General features: G+C 75.3%; 17 protein-coding genes. 12 read left to right on the top strand and 5 right to left on the bottom strand.

Translation table 11 applies throughout. The annotated features are described in order from the left end of the window. From VKV23_06000 to VKV23_06050, 11 genes are all read left to right on the top strand, one after another. On the top strand, positions 1 to 295 hold a 295-nt coding region (locus tag VKV23_06000; protein HLI15586.1), incomplete at its 5' end, for a hypothetical protein. Positions 296 to 613: 318 nt separating this feature from the next. Beyond that, positions 614 to 1900 (top strand): alpha-L-fucosidase, encoded by a 1287-nt coding sequence (locus VKV23_06005; protein HLI15587.1) that lies wholly within the window; start codon positions 614 to 616, stop codon positions 1898 to 1900. A gap of 57 nt (positions 1901 to 1957) precedes the next feature. Continuing rightward, positions 1958 to 3361, top strand: coding sequence for a sulfatase-like hydrolase/transferase (locus tag VKV23_06010; GenBank protein HLI15588.1), 1404 nt, complete (start codon positions 1958 to 1960; stop codon positions 3359 to 3361). 88 nt (positions 3362 to 3449) lie between these two features. Continuing rightward, the gene (locus VKV23_06015; GenBank protein HLI15589.1) at positions 3450 to 4814 is read left to right on the top strand and encodes an enolase C-terminal domain-like protein; all 1365 of its coding nucleotides are present in this window, start codon (positions 3450 to 3452) and stop codon (positions 4812 to 4814) included. Further along, positions 4814 to 5809, top strand: coding sequence for an aldo/keto reductase (locus tag VKV23_06020; GenBank protein HLI15590.1), 996 nt, complete (start codon positions 4814 to 4816; stop codon positions 5807 to 5809). The genes VKV23_06015 and VKV23_06020 overlap by 1 nt, the downstream gene beginning before the upstream one ends. Continuing rightward, a complete protein-coding gene (locus VKV23_06025) occupies positions 5806 to 6642 on the top strand; it encodes an amidohydrolase family protein (GenBank protein HLI15591.1) in 837 nt (278 codons plus the stop codon). The genes VKV23_06020 and VKV23_06025 overlap by 4 nt, the downstream gene beginning before the upstream one ends. Positions 6643 to 6679: 37 nt before the next feature. Further along, the gene (locus VKV23_06030) at positions 6680 to 7438 is read left to right on the top strand and encodes a FadR/GntR family transcriptional regulator (GenBank protein HLI15592.1); all 759 of its coding nucleotides are present in this window, start codon (positions 6680 to 6682) and stop codon (positions 7436 to 7438) included. A gap of 25 nt (positions 7439 to 7463) precedes the next feature. Then, positions 7464 to 8558 (top strand): NAD(P)-dependent oxidoreductase, encoded by a 1095-nt coding sequence (locus tag VKV23_06035; protein ID HLI15593.1) that lies wholly within the window; start codon positions 7464 to 7466, stop codon positions 8556 to 8558. Next, a complete protein-coding gene (locus tag VKV23_06040) occupies positions 8555 to 9427 on the top strand; it encodes a fumarylacetoacetate hydrolase family protein (GenBank protein ID HLI15594.1) in 873 nt (290 codons plus the stop codon). Before VKV23_06035 ends, VKV23_06040 begins: the two co-directional genes overlap by 4 nt. A 33-nt stretch (positions 9428 to 9460) precedes the next feature. Then, complete coding sequence (locus VKV23_06045) at positions 9461 to 9937, top strand: MarR family winged helix-turn-helix transcriptional regulator (protein ID HLI15595.1); 477 nt, start codon at positions 9461 to 9463, stop codon at positions 9935 to 9937. Beyond that, positions 9934 to 13728, top strand: a complete 3795-nt coding sequence (locus VKV23_06050) for an ABC transporter ATP-binding protein (GenBank protein HLI15596.1) — start codon at positions 9934 to 9936, stop codon at positions 13726 to 13728. Before VKV23_06045 ends, VKV23_06050 begins: the two co-directional genes overlap by 4 nt. A 235-nt stretch (positions 13729 to 13963) precedes the next feature. Here VKV23_06050 and VKV23_06055 read toward each other — a convergent pair whose 3' ends face one another. The 5 genes from VKV23_06055 to VKV23_06075 all read right to left on the bottom strand — a co-directional run bounded on the left by VKV23_06055 (position 13964) and on the right by VKV23_06075 (position 18448). Beyond that, positions 13964 to 14761: an isocitrate lyase/phosphoenolpyruvate mutase family protein gene (locus VKV23_06055; GenBank protein HLI15597.1), complete on the bottom strand. Its 798-nt coding sequence runs from the start codon at positions 14759 to 14761 to the stop codon at positions 13964 to 13966. Beyond that, positions 14758 to 15228 carry a carboxymuconolactone decarboxylase family protein gene (locus VKV23_06060; GenBank protein ID HLI15598.1) on the bottom strand — a complete coding sequence of 157 codons (471 nt, stop codon included), beginning with the start codon at positions 15226 to 15228 and terminating at the stop codon, positions 14758 to 14760. Before VKV23_06060 ends, VKV23_06055 begins: the two co-directional genes overlap by 4 nt. A 354-nt stretch (positions 15229 to 15582) precedes the next feature. After that, positions 15583 to 16557: an electron transfer flavoprotein subunit alpha/FixB family protein gene (locus tag VKV23_06065; GenBank protein ID HLI15599.1), complete on the bottom strand. Its 975-nt coding sequence runs from the start codon at positions 16555 to 16557 to the stop codon at positions 15583 to 15585. Between the two features lie 9 nt (positions 16558 to 16566). After that, positions 16567 to 17352: an electron transfer flavoprotein subunit beta/FixA family protein gene (locus VKV23_06070; GenBank protein ID HLI15600.1), complete on the bottom strand. Its 786-nt coding sequence runs from the start codon at positions 17350 to 17352 to the stop codon at positions 16567 to 16569. A gap of 10 nt (positions 17353 to 17362) precedes the next feature. Beyond that, entirely contained in the window at positions 17363 to 18448 is a 1086-nt protein-coding gene (locus tag VKV23_06075; GenBank protein HLI15601.1) for a D-glycerate dehydrogenase, read from the bottom strand. A gap of 492 nt (positions 18449 to 18940) precedes the next feature. Between VKV23_06075 and VKV23_06080 the strand changes: the two genes are divergently transcribed. Next, positions 18941 to 20272, top strand: coding sequence for an MFS transporter (locus tag VKV23_06080; protein HLI15602.1), 1332 nt, complete (start codon positions 18941 to 18943; stop codon positions 20270 to 20272).

Raw genomic sequence — 20272 nt, forward strand, 5'->3', positions numbered from 1 at the left:
CGTGAACGGGACCTTCGCGCTGCGGCGCGAGGGGTGGAAGCTCATCATGGGCACCGGCTCGGGCGGCTTCTCGGTCCCCCGAGGGGAGCCCTGCAGCGCGACGCAGGCCGCCGGCCAGCTCTACGACCTCGCCGCGGATCCCGCCGAGACCGCCGACGCCTGGGCGGCTCGGCCGGAGGTCGTCGCCGAGCTGTACGGCGAGCTGAAGCGGCTCGCGCGCGGGCCGGGGAGCGGGCTCTGCTTCGACGTGCCGATCGCGGTCGGCAAGACATCGGACGAATTGCCGTGTCGGTAGGGGCGCGAGCGCGGCCCGAGACAACCGGCCACGCCCTGCGCAACGACCCGGGACCTCCTCGCAGACGCGCGTCATGCCGTTGAATGGGCAGAATCGACCGGGAAGAGCCAGCACAGGCTCGCGCCGAGCGCCGGAGACGGCGGGTGCCTCGCGTCGTCATCGCCTTGACGTGCGCCCGAACCCGCGGTAGAGTCATCCGACCTTTGGTCGGCGAGACGGTGGCGCGATCGTGCCGGCGGCGCGTCGCGGGCCACGGGGGTCGGGTACCGACCTGGGCGCCGGAGGGACCGGCGCCCGGAGCGAGCGGAGGTGAGCGGGGTGGCGGCAGCTGGGCACCGGGTCGACTGGCTGCGCGAGGCGCGCTTCGGCCTGTTCATCCACTGGGGCGTGTACGCCGTCCCGGCGCGCCATGAGTGGGTGAAGAGCCGGGAGAAGCTCTCCGACGCCCACTACGACCGCTACCTGCGGGTGTTCGACCCCGATCGCTACGACCCGGTGGCCTGGGCGCGAGCCGCGCGCGAGGCGGGGATGGGCTACGCGGTGATGACGGCGAAGCACCACGACGGCTTCTGCCTGTTCGACTCGAAGCTCACCGACTACAAGGCGACGAACACCCCGGCCGGGCGCGACCTCGTCGCCGAGTACGTGGAGGCCTTCCGCGCCGAGGGCCTGCGCGTCGGCCTGTACTACTCGGTGGTCGACTGGCACCACCCGGACATGCCGATCGACATGCACCATCCCCAGCGCGAGGACCCCGAGGCGCTCGCGCACGCCGCCGAGCGGGACGTGAGCAGGTACACGCCCTACCTCCACGGCCAGGTCCGGGAGCTGCTCACGAACTACGGCAGGATCGACTACCTCTGGTTCGACCCGTCCTACCCGGTGCGCATCTGGGAGGAGGGCGCCGCGGTCCGAGCCTGGCGGTCCGAGGAGCTCGTCGAGCTCTGCCGCTCGCTGCAGCCCGACATCGTGCTGAACGAGCGGCTCGGCGTCCCCGGCGACGTCATCAGCCCCGAGCAGTACCAGCCGTCGCGCCCGCTCGAGACGGGCGAGGGCCAGCTGTGGGAGGCCTGCCAGACGCTCAACGGGAGCTGGGGCTACGACCGGGACAACCAGAACTGGAAGACCGCGGACCAGCTGCTGCGCATGCTCATCGACGGGGTGTCCAAGGACGGCAACCTCCTCCTCAACGTCGGGCCGACGGCGCGCGGGGAGTTCGACCCCCGGGCGCGCGCCGTGCTCGCCGAGATCGGGCGCTGGTTCGCGCTCCACGAGCGCTCCATCCGCGGCTGCGGCCCGTCCTCGTTCGCCCCGCCCCCCGACTGTCGCTTCACGCGCCGCGGCGACCGGCTCTACCTCCACGTGTTCGCCTGGCCCTTCCGCCACCTCCACCTCGCCGACCTGGCAGGCAAGGTCGAGTTCGCCCGCTTCCTCCACGACGGCTCCGAGGTGCGTATGCAGGAGATCGCGCCCGGCTCGGTCGCGAACTCCGGACCGAACAGCGGTGAGCGTCCCGGCACGCTGACCCTCAACCTCCCGATCGTCAAGCCCGACGTCGAGGTACCGGTGATCGAGCTGCTGCTCCGGCCGGGCGTCGCCGCCTGAGGTGATGGCCACGAGGCGTCGAAGCGCCCGCGACCCCCGCCTTGCGAGGTCCGGCCGGTGATCGGGGACCGTGCGCCGCGCTGCATCGTCGTCATCGTCGCCGACGACCTCGGATTCGGCGACCTCGGCCGCTGGAACTTCGGCGCCAGCTCGACGCCGGCCATCGACCGCCTCGCCGCCGGTGGCTGCTGTCTGAGCCAGCACTACTCCGGCTCCCCGGTGTGCGCGCCGGCGCGCGCCGCGCTGCTCACCGGCCGCTACCCGCACCGGACGGGCGCGCTCGACACGATCGAGGCCTACGGCCACGACCGGCTCTTTCGGTCCGAGCGGACGCTCGGCGACGTGCTCGGCGCGGCCGGCTGGCGCACCGGCTACGTCGGCAAGTGGCACAACGGCGCCTTCGATCCCCGGTACTGGCCGACCGCCCGCGGTTTCGACGAGTTCTTCGGCTTCTGCGGCGGCTGGCAGGACTACTACGACTACCGGCTCCAGGCCGACGGGGCGCCGGTCGGCCCGGACGGCTCGTACCTCACGGCGCGCCTCACCGACGAGGCGGTCGCTTTCGTCGAGCGCCACGCGAGCGAGCGCTTCCTCCTCCTGCTCGCCTACAACGCCCCGCACTTCCCGTTCCAGGCGCCCGAGGCGACCGTCGAGCGCTACCTCGCGCGCGGCTTCCGGCTCGGCGTCGCACGCATCTACGCCATGGTGGAGGAGCTCGACCGCGGCGTCGGCCGCCTCGTCGAGGCGCTCGAGCGCCACCGGCTGCTCGAGGACGCCCTCGTGCTCTTCACGAGCGACAACGGCCCGCAGTTCGGGGGCGAGGGCGAGCAGAGCACGCGGCGGTTCAACTGCGGCTTCGCCGGGCACAAGGGCCTCGTCTTCGAGGGCGGGGTGCGCACGCCGGCGATCGTGCACTGGCCGGGCCGGCTGCGCGGGGGGACGGTGTCCCACGACCTCGCCCACTTCGTCGACTGGCTGCCGACCTTCGCGGACCTGGCCGGTGCCCCGCTCGGCGACGGGCCACCGCTCGACGGGGTGAGCCTCGCGCCGACGCTCCTCGGCAGCCCGCGAGCCGAGTACCCGGCGCGCTTCTGGCAGTGGAACCGGTTCGAGCCCGTGTGGGGCTGCAACGCGGCGATGCGCGACGGCGACTGGAAGCTCGTCGTGCCGGCCGCGCGCGAGCTGCTCCAGATCAGCGCCGAGGACCGGGCGAACGACGTCGCGGCGAAGCGGCGCGGGCTCATCGGTGAGATCGTGACGCGCACGGGCGACCGTCCCGAGGCACCCGCGCCGCCCGAGCCGATGCTCTTCGACCTGTCCGCCGACCCGCTCGAGACGACGGACTGTCGCGCACGCGAGCCGGCTCGCGCCGAGCGCATGCTCGGCGAGCTCGAGTCGTGGTTCCGGCAGGTCGTCGCGGAGTACGAGGCCGGGCGGGGGCGCGAGAGGGCGGTGCCGTGAGGGCCCGGCGCGCCCGGGCCGGGCGGGCGCGAGGCGCGGACACGGCGTCGAGGGTCGGCGCGCTCGGCGCTTCGAACGGGTAGGCACCATGGCGAGGATCACCGGCTTTCGCACCCACGACGTGCGCTTCCCCACCTCGGCGAGCGCGATCGGGTCGGACGCGATGAACCCGGATCCCGACTACGCGGCCGCGTACCTCGAGGTGCGAGTCGACGACGGGACGAGCGGCCACGGCTTCGTCTTCACGATCGGGCGCGGCACCGAGGTGCAGGTCGCGGCGATCGGCGCGCTCGAGCCGCTGCTCGCCGGGGCCGACGTCGACGAGGTGCTCGGCGACCTCGGCGGCACGTGGCGGCGCCTCGTCGCGGACAGCCAGCTGCGCTGGCTCGGGCCCGAGAAGGGCGTCATGCACATGGCAGTCGGCGCGGTGACGAACGCGCTGTTCGACCTCGCCGCCAAGCGCGCCGGGCTGCCGCTGTGGCGCTACCTCGCCGCGCTGTCGCCCGAGGAGCTCGTCGACCTCGTCGACTTCCGCTACCTGCGGGACGCGCTCACGCCCGACGAGGCGCTCGAGATCCTCGAGCGCGCCCTGCCGGGGAGGTCCGAGCGCATCGCCGAGCTCGAGGCGTCCGGCTACCCGGCGTACACCACCGCGCCGGGCTGGCTCGGCTACGGCGACGAGCGCCTCGTCGAGAGCTGCGAGGAGGCGCGCAAGGAGGGCTTCGGCCAGGTCAAGCTGAAGGTCGGCGCCCGCCTCGAGGACGATCTGCGGCGCTGCCGTCTGGCGCGCGAGACGCTCGGCGGCGGGGTCCGCCTCGCCGTCGACGCGAACCAGGTGTGGGACGTGCCGACGGCGATCTCGTGGGTGCGCTCGCTCGCCGAGTTCGAGCTGGCGTGGGTGGAGGAGCCGACGAGCCCCGACGACATCCTCGGGCACGCCGCGATCCGCGAGGGCGTGCGGCCCGTGCCGGTCGCCACCGGGGAGCACGTCGCCAACCGCGTCGTGTTCAAGCAGCTGCTGCAGGCGCGCGCGATCGACATCATGCAGATCGACGCCTGTCGGGTCGGAGGTGTCAACGAGAACCTCGCCAACCTGCTGCTCGCCGCGAAGTTCGACGTGCCGGTCTGCCCGCACGCCGGCGGGGTGGGCCTGTGCGAGGTCGTCCAGCACCTCGCGTTCTTCGACTACGTCGCGGTCTCGGGCGCGCGCGACGGCCGGATGATCGAGTGGATCGATCACCTCCACGAGAACTTCCTCGAGCCCGCCTCGGTGGTCTCGGGTCGCTACGTCGCCCCGCGCGCGCCGGGGGCGTCGGCGGAGCTGCGCGCCGAGTCGATCGCCGAGTACACCTACCCGACCGGGCCTGCGTGGGCGGCCGAGCGGCGTCCGGCGCGCGGGTTGCGCACGAGCGGTACCGCGCCGAGCGGACCGCGCCGCCCGGGAGGGCGGTGATGGCGTCCGGCGGCGACCTCGGCCGGGTTCGGATCGGCTCGACGGGGGTGGAGGTGACCCGGCTCGTCCTCGGCTGCGCGCCGATCGGCGGCCTCTACGAGGCGGTGTCGGCCGAGGACGCGGCCGCGGCGCTCGAGCAGGCGTGGCGGCTCGGGGTCCGCAGCTTCGACACCGCGCCGCACTACGGCGCCGGGCTCGCCGAGCGGCGGCTCGGCGCCTTCCTCGCGACCGTGCCGGTCGGGCAGGCCACCGTGTCGACGAAGGTGGGGCGCCTGCTGCGCCCGGCCGGGCCCGACGGCGCGCCGGCGCCGCCGGAGTTCGCTGGGGAGGACCGCGTGCACCGCGTCCGGGACTACAGCGCTGCGGGCGTCCGCCGCTCGCTCGAGGAGAGCCTGGAGCGCCTCGGCCTCGACCGAGTCGACGTCGCGCTCGTGCACGACCCGGAGGACCACCTCGACGAGGCGCTCGCCGGCGCCCTGCCGGAGCTCGCCAGGCTGCGCGCCGCCGGCGTCGTCGGCGCCATCGGCGCCGGGATGAACCTGTGCGCGCCGCTCGAGCGCATCGTGGCGGAGGCGGACGTCGACTGCGTGCTCGTGGCCGGCCGCTACAGCCTGCTCGACCAGGGGGCGGCGGCGCGGCTCCTGCCGCTGTGCGAGGCCCGCCGGGTCTCGGTCCTCGTCGGCGGCGTGTTCAACAGCGGCGTGCTCGCCGACGTGCGCCCGGGGGCGCGCTTCGACTACCGCCCGGCGAGCGACGAGGTCCTCGAGCGGGCGCGGGCGATCGCCCTCGTCTGCGAGCGCCACGGCGTGCCGCTCAAGGCTGCCGCGATCCGCTTCCCGCTGCGCCACCCGGCGGTCTCGGCGGTCGTCGTCGGCGCGCGCTCGGCCGCCGAGGTCGCCGAGGACGTCGACTGCTTCCAGTCGGAGGTCCCCGAGGCGCTCTACGACGAGCTCGCAGCCCGGCGGCTCGTGCGAAGCGAGGTGGGCTCGCGGTGAGGATCGACGCGCACTTCCACGTCTGGGACCCGGCGACCCGTCGCCACGCCTGGATCGAGCAGACGCCCGCGCTCTACCGGCGCTTCGGGGTCGAGGAGGTCGAGGCCCTCGCCCACGGCTGCGGCATCGAGCGCGGCGTGCTCGTGCAGGTCCTCGCCGAGACCGACGAGACCGAGGAGTTCCTCGCCCTCGCGCAGGCGCACGAGTTCGTCGCCGGCGTCGTCGGCTGGGTCGACCTGTCGGCGCCCGACGTCGGCGAGGCGATCGCGCGCCTTCGCGACGGGCCGGGCGGGGAGCGCCTCGTCGGGGTCCGCCACCTCGTCCAGTCCGAGCCGGACCCCGGCTACCTGGGGCGCGAGGCGGTCGTCGCCGGGCTGCGCCAGGTAGCAGGGGCCGGCTGCCGCTTCGACCTCCTCGTCACGACGGCGCAGCTGCCGGCCGCGACGCGCCTCGCCGCGGCGCTCGACGACCTCCCGATGGTCCTCGACCACGGCGCGAAGCCGCCGATCGCCACCGGCGAGCTCGAGCCGTGGCGGTCGTGGATCGCCCGCCTGGCCGAGCTCGAGCACGTCAGCTGCAAGCTCTCGGGCCTCGTCACCGAGGCCGGGGATCGCTGCACGGTCGAGGCCATCGCGCCCTACGCTGACCACCTGCTCGAGTGCTTCGGGCCGCGGAGGCTGCTGTTCGGCTCGGACTGGCCGGTCTGTACCGTCGCCGCCTCCTACGGCGAGGTCGTCACGCTCGCGGGCGCGCTCATCGAGCGCCTGAGCGACGCGGAGCGCGCCGAGGTGCTCGGCGCGAACGCGGCGCGCTTCTACGGGCTGGCGGCGTGAGGCGGCCTGCGGCGCGAGGCGAGGGGATGGTGGCGCCATGGCGGTGACCGACGAGGCGATCGAGAAGATCAAGGAGATGATCGTGGCGGGCCGCCTCCGCCCGGGCGACCGGCTGCCCAAGGAGGACGAGCTCGCGGCGCGCCTCGGCCTGTCGCGTAGCTCGCTGCGCGAGGCGGTGCGCGCCCTCAGCCTCGTGCGCATCCTCGACGTCCGTCAGGGCGACGGCACCTACGTGACGAGCCTCAGCCCGGCCGTCTTGCTCGACGCGGTGAGCTTCGTCGTCGACTTCCACCGGGACGACTCGGTCCTCAACTTCCTCGAGGTCCGCCGCGTCCTCGAGCCCTACGCCGTCTCCCTCGTGGCTCGCAGCGCGACGCCCGAGCAGGTGGCAGAGCTCCGCCGGCTCCTCGACGAGGTGACGCCGAGCTCGCCCCCGGAGCGCTTCGTCGAGAACGACCGCGAGTTCCACCGCCGCGTCAACTCCTTCTGCGGCAACGCGGTGCTCATCTCGCTCCTCGACTCGCTGTCGGGGCCGATGCACCGGGCGAGGGTCTGGCGCGGCGTCACCGACCCGAACGCGCTCGAGCGCACGCGGGCCGAGCACCTCGCCATCGTCGACGCGCTCGAGGCGCACCAGCCCGACATCGCGGCCGCCCGGGCGGTCGTGCACATCGCGGGGGTGGAGGAGTGGCTCCGCCGGGTCCAGGCGAGCGAGGTGGCGGTCGGCGGGCCTCACCGCCGCGCAGACGGGGCCACGCCCGGCCCGCCGGCGAGCGCTCGCGCTCGCCCGGCGTGACCCGGTGGCGCAGGTCGCCGAGGTGGTGAGCGACGTCGCCGCGCCGGCTGCCAGCCGTGCGAGCGTGGAGGCGGGCACGGGCGCGCACGAGGAGGAGGGACCGATCGACATGGACGAGGCGGCTTCGGTGCACGCAGGCGAGCGTTTCCTCGTCACCGGCGCGTCGGGCTGCATCGGCGCGTGGGTGGTGCGCCTGCTCCTCGACGAGGGCACGGCCGTGGTGGCGAGCGACCTGCGCGCCGACCTGCGGCGCTTCGAGCTCATCTCCCACCCTCGTCGGGGCGAGGAGGTCGACTTCGTCGCGCTCGACGTCACGAGCACCGAGGCGGTCGCGCAGGTCGTGCGCGACCGAGCCATCACCCACATCGTCCACCTGGCCGGCCTGCAGCTGCCGCTGTGCGCGGCGAACCCGCCGCTCGGCGCAGCCGTCAACGTCGTCGGCACGGTGAACGTGTTCGAGGCCGTCCGCTCGAGCGGCCGGCGCGTCGGCATCGCCTACGCGAGCTCGGCGGCGGTCTTCGGGAGCAGCTCCTTCTACTCGAGCGGCGTCGTCGCGGACCGCTCGCCGCTTCGGCCGGACTCCCACTACGGCGTGTACAAGGTCGCCAACGAGGGAACGGCGCGCATCTACTCGATGAGCGAGGGGATCGGGTCGGTCGGGCTCCGCCCCTTCGTCGTCTACGGTCCCGGGCGCGACCAGGGGATGACCTCGGACCTCACGAAGGCGCTGCTCGCCGCCGCGGCTCGGGTGCCCTTCCGGATCGCCTTCGGCGGCAACGTCCTCGCAACCTACGCGCCGGACTGCGCGCGCGCCTTCATCGGGGCCGCCCGGGCGGCCGCCGGTTCGGGGGACGCGCTCTGCCTCAACGTACCCGGCGCCCGCGTCGGCGTCGCCGCCTTCGTCGAGCTCATCGAGCGGATCGCGCCGGAGGCCGCGGGCCTCGTGAGCTTCGAGCGCAAGCCGCTCCTGCTGCCCGCGCTCCTCGAGGCGCCGGCCCTCGGGTCCCTCCTCGGCGAGGCGCTCGACCGGCCGATCGAGGAGGGCGCGCGCCGCACCGTCGAGCACTTCGAGGCGGCGCTCGCCGCCGGCCTCCTCGCACCCCCCGAGCCGTCGCGATGAGGCTGCTTCGGGTCGGGGATCCCGGCCGGGAGCTCCCCGTGGTCCTCGACGAGGCGGGGCGGGCCTTCGATCTCGCGCCCGTCCTCGCCGGCGGCGACATCGACGGTGCCTTCCTGGCGGGCGGCGGGACCGAGCGGGTGCGGACGGCGCTCGCCGAGGGCTGGCTCGAGCCCCGCTCGATCGAGGGGCTGCGCGTCGGCGCCCCGATCGCGCGGCCCGCCGCGGTGGTCTGCATCGGCCAGAACTACGCCGCGCACGCGGCGGAGTCCGGCGTGCCGCCTCCCACCTCGCCGGTGGTCTTCCTCAAGCACCCGAACACCGTCGTCGGGCCGAACGACGACGTCGTGATCCCCCGCGGCTCGGCGAGGACCGACTGGGAGGTGGAGCTCGCCGTCGTGATCGGCCGCAGGTGCCGGTACCTCGACTCGCCGGCGGCCGCCGTCGCCTGCATCGCCGGCTACACGATCGCCAACGACGTCTCGGAGCGGGCGTTCCAGCTCGAGGGCGGCGGGGGGCAGTGGACGAAGGGGAAGTCCTGCGAGACCTTCCTGCCGCTCGGGCCGTGGCTCGTGCCCGCCGACGACGTCGCCGATCCCGGCAACCTCCGCCTCCGCTCGTTCGTGAACGGCGAGGCGCGCCAGGACTCGACGACCGCGGACATGATCTTCCCCGTCCCCTACCTCGTGTGGCACCTCTCGCAGTACCTCGTGCTCGAGCCCGGGGACCTCGTCTGCACCGGCACGCCCGAGGGCGTGGCGCTGTCCGGGCGGTTCCCCTACCTGCGCCCCGGCGACCGCATGGCGCTCGAGATCGAGGGGCTCGGCCGCCAGGAGCAGCTGCTCGTCGCGGCCGACCACGCCGGGAGATAGTTCGCAAGGCGAACTAATTGCTACGCTGTGCGCGTGGCGTGCGAGGCGAGGCCCCGAGGTGACCGACCCGACCGGGCGCGCCTCGTCACGGCGGTCCGGGCGCTCGCGCGGGCGTCACGGACCCTCGAGCTCGCCTCGGACGAGCTGAGCCTCGCCCAGTACCGCGTCCTCGCCGCGATCGCCTCGGGCGAGGAGCGGGCGAGCTGGGTGGCGAGCCGGCTGGCGATCGGCAAGCCCGCCGTGAGCGCCCTCGTCGAGTCGCTGTCACGCCGTGGTCTCCTCGACCGGGAGGTGGTCGCCTCGGACCAGCGAGCGGTCGCCCTGCGCGTGACGCGGGAGGGCGCCGCCGTCCTCGCGCGTGCCGAGGGCGCCATGGCCGAGCGCCTGCAGGCGGTGCTCGAGCGCTGTGAGGAGCGCGCCGAGATCCTCGCCTCGCTCGGGCGCCTCGGCGAGCTGCTCGAGGCGCGGGCGGCCGAGCACCGCGCCCGGCACGCCCGGCCGAGGCCATGAGCGGCGGGCCGAGGCGCCGACGGGCGGGCTGGCTGAGGCGGCTGGGGCGCTACCTGCTGGCGCACCGGCGCGACGTCGTGGGCTCCCTCGCCGCGGGGGTGCTGGCGAGCGGCTGCCAGGCGGTCGTGCCGCTCCTCGTGCGCCAGATCGTCGACGAGGTGGTCGTGGCGCGTGCCGCCGCGCGCTGGCCGTGGCTCGCCGCGCTCGTCGGCGTCGGCGCGGCCTCCTTCGGCTTCTCCCACCTGCGCCGCTACCTCGGCGGGCGGGCCGCGCTCGCGGTCCAGCACGACCTGCGCAACGACATGCACGACCACCTCCAGGCCCTGGACCTCCAGACGCTGGACGCCCTGCCGACCGGACAGCTCGTCGCGCGCGCCAGCTCCGACGCGAAGCTCGTCCAGGGCTTCCTCGGGTTCTTCCCGATCGTGAGCGGCAACCTCCTCCTGATGCTCGTCGCCCTCGGCGTCATGGTCTACCTGTCGCCGCTGCTCGCGAGCATCAGCCTCGCCGTCGTGCCCGCGGTGGCGCTCGTCTCCTACCGGATGCGCCAGCAGATCTTCCCGGCGACCTGGGACGCGCAGCAGCGGGAGGGCGAGCTCGTCCAGGTCGTCGACGAGGCCGTGAACGGCGTGCGCGTCGTGAAGGCCTTCGGGCAGGAGCGGCGCGAGCTCGACCGGCTCGTCGAGCGAGCGCGCTCGCTCTACGGCTCGCAGATGCGCGTCGTGCGCCTCCAGTCCCGGTTCCAGCCGCTGCTGCAGGCCGTCCCGGCGCTCGGGCGCGTCGCCCTCCTCGCCCTCGGCGGCTCCCTCGCCCTGCGCCACGCCATCACCCTCGGCACCTTCCTCGCCTTCGCGGCGTACCTCACGCAGCTCATGGCCCCGGCTCGCCAGCTCGCGGGCGTCCTCACGGTCGGCCAGCAGGCGCGCGCCGGCCTCGAGCGGATCTTCCAGCTCCTCGACCTCGCGCCCGCCATCGCCGACGCGCCCGGCGCCCTCGAGCTCGGCGACGTCGACGGCGCCCTCGACTTCTCCGACGTCGCCTTCGCCTACGGCGAGGGCGAGCCCGTCCTCGACGGCTTCGACCTGTCGGTCGCGCCGGGCGAGCGCGTGGCTATCGTCGGCGCGAGCGGCAGCGGGAAGTCGACGGTCGCGCTGCTCGCGTGCCGCCTCCTCGACCCCGGGCGCGGCTCGGTCCGCCTCGACGGCCACGACCTGCGCGAGGTCGCGCTCGCGTCGCTGCGGGGGGCGGTCGGCATCGTGTTCGAGGAGAGCTTCCTCTTCTCCGACACCGTGCGCGCCAACATCGCCTACGGCAGGCCCGAGGCGAGCGACGCCGAGATCGAGGCCGCGGCGCGCGCCGCGCAGGCGCACGAGTTCATCGAGGCCCTGCCGAACGGCTACGACACCGTCGTCGGCGAGCGCGGCCTCACGCTGTCGGGCGGGCAGCGCCAGCGCGTCGCCCTCGCCCGCGCCATCCTGCGCCGCCCGCGCGTCCTCGTCCTCGACGACGCCACGAGCGCGGTGGACGCGGGGGTCGAGGAACGGATCCACGAGGCGCTGCGGGAGGCCTTCGCCGGTCGCACCCTGCTGGTGTGCGCGCACCGTCGCTCGACGCTGCGCCTCGCGGATCGCATCGTCGTCCTCGACGACGGGCGGGTCGTCGCCGAGGGGACCCACGACGAGCTCGTGGCGACGAGCGCCCTCTACCGCGAGCTCGTCGCCGGCCCCGACGAGGCGCACCCGGGCGCCACCGGCGCCACCTCCCGGCGCGCCTCGTCGGCGCGGCGGGCGGCGGTGGCGCCTGCGCCCGCGGCACTGCCGGCCGGTCTCGGTCGCGAGCGAGGGGAGGGATGGCGCCGCAGCCTCGCCCCGACGGACGAGCTGCTCGCCGGCGTCGCCTCCCTGCGGCCGGTGCGCGACGCGGCGGCGGTCGACCTCGAGCGCGAGACCCGCCGCGACCCGGCCTTCAGCCTCGCCCGCCTGGCCGGCGAGTTCCGTCGCCCGCTGCTCGGCGGGCTCGCGCTCGTCGTGGCGGACGCCCTCCTCTCGCTCGCCGGGCCGGCCTTCGTGAAGGCGGGCATCGACCGGGGCGTCGAGCGGGGGTCGCTCGCCGCGCTCCTCGTCGCCTCGGGTCTCTACCTCGCCGTGACGCTCGCGGACCTCGCCGACGCGATCGGAGAGACCTTCGTCACCGGGCGGAGCGCGCAGCGCATCATGCTCTCCCTGCGCATCCGGATCTGGGCGCAGCTGCAGCGGCTCTCCCTCGACTACTACGAGCGGGAGATGGCGGGCCGGATCATGACCCGCATGACGACCGACGTCGACCAGTTCGAGTCGCTGCTCGAGAACGGCCTGCTGGCGGCGCTCGTCGCGATCGTGACGTTCGTCGGCGTCGGGATCGCCCTCGTCGTCATGAACGCCGAGCTCGGCCTGTGCACCCTGTCGGTGACCGTGCCGCTCGGTGTCGCGACGTGGGCCTTCCGCCGGCGCGCCGCCCGCCTCTACGAGCAGGCGCGCGAGCGCCTCGCGCTCTTGAACGCCGACTTCCAGGAGAGCCTCGCCGGGGCGCGCGAGTCGAAGGCCTTCGCGCACGAGGCCCTGGCGAACGAGCGCTTCCACCGCCTGAACCGCAGCTACCTCGAGACGCGCGTCGGCGCGCAGCGCCTCGTCGCGACCTACTTCCCCTTCGTCCAGTTCCTGTCCGCCGTCGCCACCGCCATCGTCCTCGGCGTCGGCGCGTCGCTCGTCGCCTCCGGCCGGCTGCTCACCGGCTCGCTCGTCGCCTTCGTGCTGTACGTGGAGATGTTCTTCTCCCCGATCCAGCAGCTCTCCCAGGTGTTCGACTCCTGGCAGCAGACGCGGGTCTCGATCCGTCGCATCGCCGAGCTGATGCGCCTCGAGCCGCTGGTGCGCGACCCGCAGGCGCCGCTCCAGCCCCGGCGCCTCGAGGGTGCCCTCGACCTCGGCGCGGTGCGCTTCGCCTACCCGAGCGACCTCGGCGCGAGGCGCAACGGCGCCGCGGGGGGCGTGCCCGGGGAGGGAGCCCACCGACCGGGCGCCGCCCTCGAGGCCCTGCGCGGCCTCACGATCGACGTCTCGCCGGGGGAGACCGTGGCGCTCGTCGGGGCGACCGGGGCCGGTAAGTCGACGGTCGTCAAGCTGCTCGCCCGCTTCTACGATCCCGACGACGGCCACGTGCGCGTCGACGGGATCGACCTGCGCCGGCTCTCCCTCCACGCCTACCGCCGCCGGCTCGGGTACGTGCCGCAGGAGGCCTTCCTCTTCTCGGGCACGATCCGGGACAACATCGCCTACGGCCGCCCCTCGGCCTCCGACGCCGAGGTCGAGTCCGCCGCTCGCGCCGTCGGGGCGCACGAGTTCATCGCGAGCCTCCCCGGCGGCTACTACCACGAGCTCGCCGAGCGAGGGCGCTCGCTGTCGGCCGGCGAGCGTCAGCTCGTCGCGCTCGCGCGTGCCGAGCTCGTCCAGCCGGCGGTCCTCCTCCTCGACGAGGCCACCTCGAACCTCGACCTCGCGACCGAGTCGCGCGTCGCCGCCGCGATGCGCGAGGTCGCGCGCGGCCGGACGACCATCGTCATCGCGCACCGCCTGCAGACGGCGCGCAGCGCGGACCGGATCCTCGTCCTGGACCACGGCGAGCTCGTCGAGGCCGGCACCCACGACGAGCTCCTCGAGCTCGGCGGGCACTACGCGTCCATGTGGCGTGCCTTCGAGCTCACGGGACGCCTCGGTGCCGGCTCGCTGCGCCGGCGCGAGGCGACGGCCCGGTGACCTCGGCCAGCCGGGCGGCGCACGGTCGGCACGCTGCGAGCGCCGAAGGCCGCGGCGTCCGAGGCCGCCGCCGGTCGCGTGCCACCCGCGCGGGCGACGCATCGCTCGGCACGCTGGAGCGCACGTCGTGGCACGACGGCCGCGCCCGCGAGGCGACGAGTGGCGGGAGCTCGCGCGAGGGCGGGCGCGCCTGGGCGGGGACCGCCTTCCGCTCGTGTGCCGACGCGGCCTGCCCTCAGCGCGGCGTCGTGGTCGGCGGCCACAGGGAGGCGAGGCCGTCCGAGCCGAGGCGCGCGAGCACCGCCCGGAGGTGCTCGCGCGCGAGGTTGAAGAGGCCGGAGCCGAGGCTCACCCGCCGGACGCCGAGCTCGGCGAGCTCCCCGAGGGAGAGGCCGCCCGGGCGCGCCGTCACGTTGACCGGACCGGGCACGGACGAGACGAAGGAGGCGATGGCCGCCCGGTCGGCGAGCGCGATCGGGTAGACGCAGTCCGCACCGGCGGCGAGGTAGCGCTCGGCGCGGCGGAGCGCCTCGGCGAGCTGGGCCGGCGGGTCGCCGAGGTGGCGGATGAAGCAGTCGATGCGCGCGTTGATCACGACGTGCACGCCGTGCGCGCCGGCCGCGGCGCGCACCGCCGCGAGGTACTCGGCCTGGCGCGCGGCGTCGACGAGCACCTCGTCACCGTGGTGGTCGGTGTCCTCCAGGTTGCAGCCGACGATGCCCGCCGCGAGCATCCGCTCGACGAGCTCGTCGGGCGCGAGACGGTAGCCAGCCTCGAGGTCCGCCGTGACCGGCCGGTCGACGGACGCCGCGAGGCGGCCGAGGTGCTCGAAGACGAGGTCCGGGTCGCTCGAGTCGTCGTCGGCGACGCCGAGGACCTCGGCGATGGCGCGGCTCGAGGTGGCGACGACCGGGAACCCGGCCGCCTCCACGACCTTGGCGGACGCGACGTCCCAGACGTTCGGCAGGAGGAGTGGGGCGTCCGCCCGGTGTGCGGCGAGGAGCGCGTCCGCGCGGGCGGCGAGCGTGCTCACGAGGCCGCCGAGCGCGGCGCGCCATGGCGCGAGACGTAGCCGCCGACCGGGGCGCGAAAGGCGATCGCGAGGCGGTTCCAGCTGTTGATGACGATGACCGCGAGCGTGAGCCTCGTGAGCTCGTCCTCGGAGAGCTGGGCGCGCACCTGCTCGTAGAGCTCGTCGGGGACCTCGCGCTCGGCGATCAGCGTCAGCTCCTCGCACCAGGCGAGCGCCGCTCGCTCGCGCGCGCTGAAGCACGGCGCCTCGCGCCAGGTCGCGACGAGGTGGAGGCGGTCGTCGGACTCGCCGAGCGCTCTCGCGTCCTTCGTGTGCATCTCGAGGCAGTGCGCGCAGCCGTTCAGCTGCGAGGCCCGGACCTTCACGAGCTCGAGCAGCAACGGCTCGAGCGTGCCGGCGCTCGAGGCGGCCGTGAGCTCCCGAAGCGGGCCGGTGATCTCGGGGTGGTCGCGGTAGTCGATCCGCATCGTGCACCTCCTGGCGCCACGCTCGAACGGGGGCCGGTGCGGCTGCCCCGTCCCGGTGGGACACCTGAGTATGGCTGCTGCTGGTGCGGGCGGCGCCGGTCATCCGGCGGGTGGCGGTCGGACCGGGGCAGCCGAGCGCGCGGGGCCGGCGCGGGTGGCCCGCTCGGGCCCGAGGGCGCGCGCTCGGGCGATCCCTCGACGGCGTGCCGGCGGGGGAGGGCCGTCGGTGCCTGCGCCCGGCGGCGGTCGAGGACGAACGGTGACGCACCGGGGGGCGTGCGGCCGGTGCGGCGCGGGCTGCGCCTGGTCCGAGGCGGCGCCGGCGCGCTCGCGCCGGACGAGGGCGTGCCGGCGCTACGCGCGCCGAGGGAGGGCCTTCAGGGCGTCGATGAGCCTGGGGACGAGCGACGTGGCGTCGGCGACGACGCCGAGGTCGGCGACGGAGAAGATCGGGGCGTCGGGGTCCTTGTTGATCGCGAGGATGTGCGACGAGCCCTTCATCCCGACGAGGTGCTGGGTCGCGCCCGAGATGCCGACGGCGACGTACAGCGTCGGCTTCACCGTCTTGCCCGTCTGGCCGACCTGGTAGGCGTAGGGGACCCAGCCCGCGTCGACGACGGCGCGCGACGCGCCGGGAGCGCCGTTGAGGAGGCGGGCGAGCTCTTCGACGAGGGCGAAGTTCTCCTTCGTCCCGAGCCCGCGCCCGCCGGAGACGACCACGTCGGCGTCGTCGAGGCGCGGCCCGGACTGCTCCTCGGCGTGGCGGCCGAGCACCTCGGCCCGGTCCGTCCCGGCCGTCGGCGCGACCGAGAGCTGGCGCACCTCGGCCGGCGGGCCCCCGGTGGGCTCGACGGGGAAGGACTTCGCGCGCACGAGGAAGATGCCCGGTCCCTCCCCCGTGAACCGGGAACGCACGAGCTTCGTGCCGCCGAAGATGGCGTGCTCGGCCACGAGCCTCCCCTCGACGCGCTCGAGGCCGACGACGTTCGCGAGCACGGGCCGGTCGATGCGAGCCGAGAGCCGGCCGGCGGCGTCCCGGCCGTCGTAGGTGGCCGGGACGAGGATCGCCTCGACCTCCCCGTCGGCGCGCAACCGCTCGGCGAGCGCCGCGCTGAGCGTCGGCGCGGCGAGGGAGCTGCCGAGCTCGCCGGCGTGCCACAGCGTCGCGACGCCGTGCTCGCCGAGGGTGGCCGCGAGCGCCTCCGCACCCGGGCCCGAGCTCAGCGCCTCGACGCGCTCGGCGAGGCGGCGAGCGGCGCCGACGAGCTCGAGGCTCGTCGTGCTCGGCCGTCCCGCCTCCGCCTCGACGAGGACCAGAATCGCAGCCACGTGATCTCCTCAGACGAGCTTCAGCTGCTGGAGGTAGGCGACGATGCGGGCCTCGGCGTCGCCGGTGTCGGTGACGACCTCGCCGGCGGCGCGCGCCGGCGCCTCGACCACCGAGACGACCTCCTGCCTGCTCCCGCGCGCGCCGACGGTCTCGGGCTCGATCCCGAGGTCGGCGAGGGACACCACGTCGACCGGCTTGGAGCGCGCGCTCATGATGCCCTTGAACGAGGGGTAGCGAGGCTCGACCACCCCCGCCGTCACGCTCACGACGCAGGGGAGCGCGCAGGCGACCTCGTCGTAGCCGCCCTCGGTCTGGCGGTGCACGAGCAGGCGCTCGCCGTCGAGCTCGACGTGGCGCGCGAAGGTGACCGCCGGCCAGCCGAGCAGCTCGGCCACCTGGACGGGCACGGTGCCGGTGTAGCCGTCGGTCGACTCGGTGGCGGCGATCACGAGGTCCGGCTCCACCCGCCGGAGGGCGGCCGCGAGCACCTTCGCCGTCGAGAGGGCGTCCGAGCCGGCGAGCGCCTCGTCGGAGACGAGCACGGCGCGCGCCGCGCCCATGGCGAGGCCAGTGCGCAGGCCGTTCGTCTCCTCGTGGGGCGCCATCGAGACGAGCGCGACCTCGCCCTCGCCGCTCGCCTCGGCGAGGCGCAGCCCCACCTCGACCCCGTAGGAGTCGGAGTCGTCGAGGATGAGCTTGCCGTCGCGCACGATGGTCATCCGTTGCTCGTCGAGGACGGTCTCCTCGGGGTCGGGGATCTGCTTCGCGAGCACGGCGATGCGCAGGGGTGCCACCTGGGCGAGGTTACTCGACGCCCGGCGAGCGCTCGGACCCCTCGCCTCCCCGCGGCGTGGCGCGTGCCTCGCGCGCGGCGCGACGCGCCGGCGCGTCGGGTGCGGGCGATCTCGCCGGGGACGGCGCCGAGCGCCTCCGGCCGGCGTAGACCTCTGGGTTCGCGCAGTGGGGGAGCGGCTCGCCGGCCAGCCCCGCGAGCAGGTTGTCGACCGCCACCGCTGCCATGCGCGCTCGTGTGCTGACGCTGGCGCTGGCGAGGTGGGGGGTCACGATGCAGCTGGCGAGGCCGAGCAGCTCGTGGTCCGCCGGGAGCGGCTCGGGCTCGGTGACGTCGAGCGCCGCCGCGGCGATCGTCCCGTCGCGCAGCGCCTCGGCGAGGGCGTGCGAGTCGACGAGGCCCCCGCGGGCGACGTTGACGAGGGTGGCGTGCGGCCGCATCCGAGCGAGGGCGCGCTCGTCGATGACGTGGTAGGTGGCCGGCGTGAGCGGCGCGCACAGGACGAGGTGGTCGGCGCGCTCGAGCAGCTCGTCGAAGCCGACGTAGCGCGCCCCGGTCGCCGCCTCGGCCTCCGGCTTGCGCCGGGGCCCGCTGTAGAGGACCGACATGTCGAAGCCAGCGGCTCGGCGCGCGACGGCGGTGCCGATGCGACCGAGCCCGAGGATGGCGAGCGTCGTGCCGTGCAGGTCGCGCCCGAGGAGGAGGTCGGGCTGCCAGGGCCCCCAGCGGCCGGCGCGCACGTGGTCCACCCCCTCCACGACGCGTCGCGCCGCGGCCGCGAGGAGCGCGAAGGCGCTGTCCGCGGTGGTCTCGGTGAGCACGCCGGGGGTGTGGCCGACGGGGATTCCGGCCTGGGTGCACGCGGCGAGGTCGATGTTGTCGACGCCGACGGCCACCTGGGAGACGACCCGCAGCGCAGGCGCGCGAGCGACGAGCGGGCCGTCGACTCGATCGGTCAGCATGCACACGAGGCCGGTCGCGTCGCGAAGCTGGCGGGCCAGCTCGTCGGCGGGCATCGGCCCGTCGCCGTCCCAGCAGGAGGTGGCCCCGGCGCGCCGCAGGCGCCCGAGCGCCTCGTCCGGCAGGCGCCGGGTCACGACGATGCGCTCGCCGATGCCGCCCTCCCTCGCGCTCGCTGCCGACGAGGCGGCATCATCGCGCCAGGCCGCGCCCCGTCGCCAGCGCCGCCCGGTGCGCTCGACCGCACGGCCCGGGCCGGTCAGCCGGCGCCCGGGGCCGACGCGGCGAGGGGTCCCCCATCACCCTCGCCGCGTCGGCGACCCCTGGCGGGCGAGGCGCGCCCCGGCAGGGCGGCGCCCCCCTCGCGCCCTGCCGACTCGCCCGCTCGGGGCCTCGCCGCCGCCCTGCCGCGCCGGCGCGCGCAGGGCGGGGCCGGTGTGCGTCGGGCCCGGCGGCTGGCTGCGCTGCGACGCGTCGTGCACCGCCCCCTCCTCGCCCGAGACCCGTGGCTCACCGGGCACCACATTACAGTCTGATTGCTAGCAAGTGTCGGTCAGATGTCATGGGCGTGTGAGCATCCGTCCGGCCCAGCGACCGGCGGCGGTGCCGGCCGCGCCATGCTGGTGGCGATGGCGACGGGGCGAGGCGGGCCGGCCGGGGCCGCTGCGGGGGAGCGGGGCGCCGGGCTCGCCGCCCTCTGGCGGCTCCCCCGCCTGGCGCTCGCGGGCCTCTTCGACCAGTCGCGTCCCTTCGGTCGGCTCGCCCTCGTGCACACCCTCCAGGCGGCGGGGACGTCGCTCATCACCGTCTCGCTCGCGGGCTCGCTCTTCTTCTCGATCTCGCCGAAGGCGGCCGAGTCCAAGGTCGTCCTCTACCTCCTCCTCACGATCGCCCCGTTCGCCCTCGTCGGCCCGGCGCTCAGCCCGCTCCTCGACCTCGGCCGGCAGGCCCGGCGCACGAGCGTGGCGGTCGCCAACGCGGCCTCGGCCGTGCTCTGCCTCGGGATGGCTCGCAACGTCCACGACCTCCTCCTGTTCCCGGAGGCGTTCGGCGTCCTCGTCCTCGGCAAGCTCTACCTCGTCGCGCGGGCCGCCCTCGTGCCCGACGTCGCGGCCGGCGAGGAGCTGGCGAGCGCGAACGCGCGCCTCGCCGTGCTCGCCTCCCTCGCCAGCGCCGTCGTCGCGCCGGTGGGCGTCGGGATCCTGCGGCTGGGAGGGCCCTCCTGGGTGCTGCGCGTCGGGGCGATCGTGTTCCTCGGCGGCGCGCTCGCGTCGCTCCGCCTGGCGCGCCCGGGCGCGCGTCGCGCGCCGGTCGAGCCGCCGGCGCGAGCGTCGACGGAAGCTCCGCCGCCGGCGGGGCTGCCCGGCGGTCGCCTCCGGCTCTCCTTCGTGCGCGGCGACCTGCTCGCCGCCGTGTCCGCCATGTCGGTGGCGCGGGCCTCGGTCGGCTTCGTCGCCTTCTTCCTCGCGTTCGCGCTGCGGCGCGCGCACGCGGCCCCGTGGTGGTACGGGGTGCTGCTCGTGGCGAGCGGCGCCGGGTCGCTCGTCGGCTCGATGGCGGTGCCGCGCCTGCGCCGCTACTGGAGCCCGCGCCAGATCATCGTCGCCGCCCTCGTCGCCATCGCCCTCGGCGCGCTCGTCGCCGCCGTGCTCGGCGGGCGCTGGGCGCAGGCGTTCCTCACGTTCGTCGTCGGCCTCGGCCCGATGAGCGCCAAGCCCGCGCTCGACTCGATCGTCCAGACGCGCGTCCCGGGGGCGCTGCTCGGGCGGGTCTTCGGGCGCATCGAGACCCGCCTCCAGCTCGTCTGGGTGCTCGCGTCGCTGCTCGGGGTCGTGATCCCCTTCTCCCTCCTCGCGGGCGACGTCGTCGTCGCGGCCGCCGGCGCGCTCGGCGCGCTCTCCTACGCCTCGGCGCGCCCCGCCCCGAGGTCAGCGACGCCGGCGCCGACGACGGGCGCCTGA

It is taken from the genome of Acidimicrobiales bacterium, assembly GCA_035294085.1.
Lineage (GTDB): Bacteria > Actinomycetota > Acidimicrobiia > Acidimicrobiales > Bog-793 > DATGLP01.

Coding starts and splice junctions, on each gene's coding strand:
- VKV23_06020 (HLI15590.1), top strand. CDS start 4,814: ATGGCGTCCGGCGGCGACCTCGGCCGGGTTCGGATCGGCTCGACGGGG.
- VKV23_06040 (HLI15594.1), top strand. CDS start 8,555: ATGAGGCTGCTTCGGGTCGGGGATCCCGGCCGGGAGCTCCCCGTGGTC.
- VKV23_06080 (HLI15602.1), top strand. CDS start 18,941: ATGGCGACGGGGCGAGGCGGGCCGGCCGGGGCCGCTGCGGGGGAGCGG.
- VKV23_06015 (HLI15589.1), top strand. CDS start 3,450: ATGGCGAGGATCACCGGCTTTCGCACCCACGACGTGCGCTTCCCCACC.
- VKV23_06060 (HLI15598.1), bottom strand. CDS start 15,228: ATGCGGATCGACTACCGCGACCACCCCGAGATCACCGGCCCGCTTCGG.
- VKV23_06050 (HLI15596.1), top strand. CDS start 9,934: ATGAGCGGCGGGCCGAGGCGCCGACGGGCGGGCTGGCTGAGGCGGCTG.
- VKV23_06030 (HLI15592.1), top strand. CDS start 6,680: ATGGCGGTGACCGACGAGGCGATCGAGAAGATCAAGGAGATGATCGTG.